This window comes from Bacillus sp. ISL-46, assembly GCF_018613205.1.
Map to the genome: position 1 here is coordinate 1 of NZ_JAGGQR010000104.1, position 5,141 is coordinate 5,141.

Consider the following 5,141-nt stretch of genomic DNA (forward strand, 5'->3'; position numbering starts at 1 on the left):
TGCGTTGGACAACCTTAAGAGGCTTAAAAAAATTGTCCATGCAAGCGATGCTTACTTTTGCTGCCATGAACTTGAAAAAGATGGCCAGCTGGACGTGGAAAGGTCCAGAATTGGCGTAATAATAGTCAAAGGATAGGTCTAAATTTTGCTCTTACGAGCAAAAATCCAATAAAAAGGCATCGAATGGGCTCATTCGAATGCCTTTTGTCTACAATCTGAAACAGTGTCTCTAGACACTCTTTTTTTTGTTTTAAAAGCTTGTTTACAAATAAGCTATAGAAAAAATAAACCAGTTAAGTCATATGGATTGTTTTAATATGTTGAAGATTAATAAAGACTGGATCTTCTTTTGCACCGATTAATTCCACGAAATTATCCTTAATCCCTTTTACCTTTCCGATAACATTTTCATTCTCCCCGATATTAAAGACGATCAATTCTCCAGTTAGTTTTTCAATTTGAACCTCAAACGATCTGGCAAAGGTGATATTGCTAGGATTTACTGGAAGATTTGCGTTGCTTAGACCGTATGGACGTTGATTATTTGTGTATGGAATTAGCCATTTTAAATGGTTAAGAGATATAAACATGGTTTTGTATATTGGCGAGTAGAAAACAAAATAATTATTCATAATACTTATGATATAACCATGTAGTGCTTGATTGCTTGTTACATATATTTCTGTAAAAATACCTTTAGCAGCTGTCAGAGTTTTTCTTAGTGATATTTCTTCGTTATTATTATAAATAGGTGTGGGTTCGTCATTTAGTGTAATTTCATCAATTTCTTTAATTTCATCTTGTTTTAAATACCGCCAATTTTGGCAATGAATAACAGGGATGTAAAGGTAGTCATATCCATTAAAAACGACCCATAAATCGCTGCCTACATCAATCAGTACCCCACTTATGAATTTCTTTCCCGAAATCTCAAGTCTGATATATTTTCCAATATTTTCTTTCAGCTTCATATTTTCACATCCTTTCCTTGGTAATCCCATTTTACAAATAGAGGAGGGCTGATATCACTAACTACTTATAACATGTATACATGATTAGAACTGCCCAACTCATATTTGTATGGTTTTTGGGGATTTTAACAGGGGCAATATGAAGGAATGGTCTTATATATATTTTCACTATTACGATGAGATTTCATTAATTCAATCTTGATGTTCGATTGTTTCTGTTTGGCCATCCGGAAAACGGGAAAGCTATTTTGCTGTCAGGATTAACTGGTTCACCGGAAAAACGAAGAACTTTTTGCTCTTTCTCCTTTTGTTTCCATACATTCTGATTGTTGCTATTAGTGTTCATATCATTTGGTTTATTACCTTCTGCTTTCTTAGTTGCTTGGTTTTGTGTAGTTGTTGATTTAACTACTTTCGCTGCTTCTTCTTGTGTTTTTGTTGATTTTGTTTCATTCTGTAGTAATTTATACGGTGGAGCTGGCGGATTTTCTGTTTTTTGTATAGAAACTACTTCTTTTACTTCTTTCATTTCCTTCGATTGTTCGCTAGATATTGATTTGGTCGACTTAGCTTCTTCAGACTTTTTATCTTTAGTGCTCATATCATTTGACTTTTTCATTTCAGTGGAATTTTTGGACGATTCCTTTTCGTCTGTTTGAGATTTCTTAATCTTAAAGTTATTTGAAACGAGCTCATCCTTGGTTTTAACCATTGTTGCTTCAATTTTTATTGGTTGTGACCAAACCATTGTATTGTTAGGTTCAACCACTTCTACTTTAACGGCCTCTTCATTTTTCTTATCAGACTTTTCTTTACTATTGGAATTTTTTTGTTTCTTTTTTTTGGAATCCTCTTTATCACCGGAAGAGGATGAATGATTCTTTGAGTCCTTTTTATCACCGGAAGAGGATGAATGATTCTTTGAATCCTTTTTATCACCGGAAGAAGAAGAATGATTCTTTGAGTCCTTTTTATCACCGGAAGAAGAATGATTTTTTGAGTCCTTCTTATCACCGGAAGAAGAATGATCCTTTGAGTCATCTTTATCACCGGAAGAGGATGAATGATCCTTTGAGTCCTTTTTATTATCAGAATCTTTATTATTTTTTTCGTTATTATTTGATGAAGACGTCTTCACAGCCTCTTCTTTAATAACCCCTTTGAGGATGTTGGACACATGTGTTAATTTTATTAAGATTCGTTCATCACCGTTAATTAAAGTAGCAAAGTCTGTATCAATTTCGCTTAAAACACCGGTAAACCTTTGTTTGTTAATAGTCAATATCGTTACCCAAGTATGTTGAAAGGAAAGGAGTAAATCTGTTAAACTCTGTGTTTTTAGAAATTTTGCCGTTGTTTTCTCAGGTTGAAACTCTCTTGTATTTTTTGTGATTGCTTGAATTTTATCAATGTTATAATAAAAAATGTATTTATTTTCGGTTTCCAGCACTACATGGTCTGCCTCAACACCAATTAGTTTTCCTTTAAATACGTCTTCACCTACATAAAGATTTACACTAAAGCCTTTTAATAAATCCAATGCAGCTGAAAATTTATCTATCCCCATGTTTAATCCTCCTTAAAGAGATAATGAGTCGCTCCTCTAGTGGAGAAGCGACAAAATTTTTATTCGTGATCTTATTTATCATTGTTCTTGTTACTGCTGTTCTTACTACTACTGTCCTTACTACTGCTGTCCTTACTACTGCTGTCCTTACTACTGCTGTTCTTACTACTGCTGTTCTTACTACTGTTGTCTTTGTTATCATCGTCTTTATCGTCGTTGTCATTACCATTAGATTCATTGGAATCATCTTTTTGTGAATTATCCACTTTCAGTCCGTAGCTTATGTTTCGAATGTGTTTCATCGAGACACGAACGACTTCTTCTTTAACAATCAGTGAAGCAAAATGTTTGTTTACATCGCTTAGTACGCCTTCAAATGATTCAGGACCGCCACGATTAATTTTCACCCATTGAAATCTTATTTTTCCTAAAAGCTTTACAAAGGTTTCGGCCTTTTTAAAATCAAGTTTATCTGGGACCTTCAACCCAAACTTCATATCATCTTTAGAACTTTCTGTGATACTTCTGACATGATTTGTCTTATAAAATACGACTCCATCGTGTTCTGTTAAGATGGCAAAGAAGTCTTCAAATACTGCCAGTAATTTTCCACTTCTTGATTCTGGACCTCCGCGATCAACCTTAATTGTTTTGCCAACAAATTGTTCCATCATTTCTCTATCCATAAAAGAATTATCCTCCTTTAAATTAAATAAACATTTACACTGCATCTATATGTATCACGGGATGATGTTGTACTAATAAAGTAGCCTTTTTTTCCTGTTTTGGGTAAAAATAGGCAAAAAAAAAGTATATGATTAGATTCATATACCTCTTATCTATACGAATAATGCTAATTCTTCTTTAAGGTAAGAGCTTCTTTTTTTAATAAAATTAAAATAAACCTTTTTTTCTTGTTCTAATGTTGCTGGGTTTGAACTAATAAAGGGATCTAGACTCATGTGTGGTTTTAAATAATCAAATAATTCATTGATAATTGGTTTTTGGACATCCAGAGTGAAGTCGTTTTCCAAAATACTTGAAAGTATTTCTTTATATTGTTTTCTAAAGTGTTTAAAGTGGAAAAGTCTTGCTGAAAGTGTGTTAAATCCTGTTAATGGTACATAATCATAATCAAGTTTTCTGCCATGGAGGTTTCTACCCCATGTCCCATCATAATCCCAAGGAGTAATTTCATATAGTCCAGATTTACTATTTTTATATAATGCATAATTATGGATAAACCCGTCATAATTTTGGACACAAACAGCTCCAGCGACCCATCTGAAATATTTCTCGACATCCAATACATGTGGGATTTCTTTTTCAAAATCTTCATTGTTTAGGGCATTAATCATCGCGATAAAGTTTTTTAAATAAAGGATATCTTCTTTTTCGCCATATTTTAATGTATATCCCTGGTCTAAACGTTTTTTTATTTCCTTTTTCTTGGTTAATAACGAGAAATTGGCTCGATTATTGGTTGCATAAATAATTGCGCCATCTGGCAATTTTCTTTTTTTAAGGAGATATTGATCAAATGATTCAATCTCCAAATAAATGCCCTTACTATTTCCATTGATATACAACAAAACATGCTGGGAGTGGGGAGATATGACTCCGATTCGATCAAAAAAATCCAGCGATAATTTGTTTCTACTTAATGATACATCTGAAAATTCCGCGTTAAGATGAATTTCATGTGCACCATTGACCTTGTACGGATTTTGAAAGACAATTCGATAAGATTTTTTTTTCTTATCCCTTATTACATTTCCTCGATAGGAAATTTTTACATTAATACGATCTTCTCCTATCTTTAATACTGCAGGGACTAATTCATCATTCCAAATGTCTTTATCCAATTTTTTTAACCACTTCGGATTAATTAAAATTTCATATTTTAACACTTGAATTCTCCTAAATAACATTTTTTTTAGATATATGCATTCTCTTGGGTGGTTGTGTATAGAAACTCTAAAAAATATGGTTTAAAAATATATGATTGTCTATGTCAAATGGATAAAATCATCATAAATTGAAATAGAAAAGAAAAATTTGTTAAGAAAGTGGTGGAATAATGGTACTAAAGCTTGATATTGATCAATTACTTTCACAAGCTAAAGAAAATGGTGTAGTTGGGTTTCTAGATAATAATCCTGTTGGTAAAAAAGGAGGTAACAATAAGTCAAGTTCAGACAGTTCAGGATCTACTGGCAGTGGTAAAAGCGGTAGCAGCAAAAGCAGTAGTGGAAGCTCTGGCAGTGGCAAAAGCGGCAGTGGAAGCTCTGGCAAAAGCGGAAGCGGTAGCTCTGGCAAAAGTGGCAGTGGAAGCTCTGGCAAAAGCGGAAGCGGTAGTTCTGGCAAAAGTGGCAGCGGTAGCTCTGGTAGCGGAAGCAGCGGTAGCTCTGGTAGCGGAAAAAAACCAAAAGGCCCTAAAGGACATAAAGGCCCTAAGGGTAGCAAGGGTAGCAGCGGTAGCGGAAGCAGTGGTAGCTCAGGCAGTGGAAGTGGAAGTTCAGGCAAAAGCGGAAGCGGAAGTTCAGGCAGTGGAAGCTCAGGCAGCTCAGGTAGCTCAGGCTGCTCAGGCAGTGGTAGTAGCG

Annotated in this window: 6 protein-coding genes; 2 read left to right on the plus strand and 4 right to left on the minus strand. The window is 34.4% G+C overall.

Annotated elements, in window-relative coordinates:
• The coding region (locus tag J7E67_RS31725; RefSeq protein ID WP_251027101.1) for a transposase at nt 1-119 on the plus strand (119 nt) is incomplete at its 5' end.
• Between the two features lie 174 nt (nt 120-293).
• On the opposite strand, the gene J7E67_RS30215 is transcribed toward J7E67_RS31725, so the two are convergent.
• From J7E67_RS30215 to J7E67_RS30230, 4 genes are all read right to left on the minus strand, one after another.
• Complete coding sequence (locus J7E67_RS30215; RefSeq protein WP_214717176.1) at nt 294-971, minus strand: DUF2642 domain-containing protein; 678 nt, start codon at nt 969-971, stop codon at nt 294-296.
• A gap of 187 nt (nt 972-1,158) precedes the next feature.
• Nucleotides 1,159-2,538 (minus strand): hypothetical protein, encoded by a 1,380-nt coding sequence (locus J7E67_RS30220; protein WP_214717177.1) that lies wholly within the window; start codon nt 2,536-2,538, stop codon nt 1,159-1,161.
• Between the two features lie 71 nt (nt 2,539-2,609).
• Nucleotides 2,610-3,224 carry a hypothetical protein gene (locus J7E67_RS30225; RefSeq protein ID WP_214733413.1) on the minus strand — a complete coding sequence of 205 codons (615 nt, stop codon included), beginning with the start codon at nt 3,222-3,224 and terminating at the stop codon, nt 2,610-2,612.
• Between the two features lie 153 nt (nt 3,225-3,377).
• The gene (locus J7E67_RS30230; RefSeq protein WP_308160752.1) at nt 3,378-4,448 is read right to left on the minus strand and encodes a CotH kinase family protein; all 1,071 of its coding nucleotides are present in this window, start codon (nt 4,446-4,448) and stop codon (nt 3,378-3,380) included.
• 252 nt (nt 4,449-4,700) lie between these two features.
• Here J7E67_RS30230 and J7E67_RS30235 point away from each other — a divergent pair.
• Nucleotides 4,701-5,141: hypothetical protein (locus J7E67_RS30235; protein WP_214733414.1), on the plus strand; the 441-nt coding region annotated here is incomplete at its 3' end.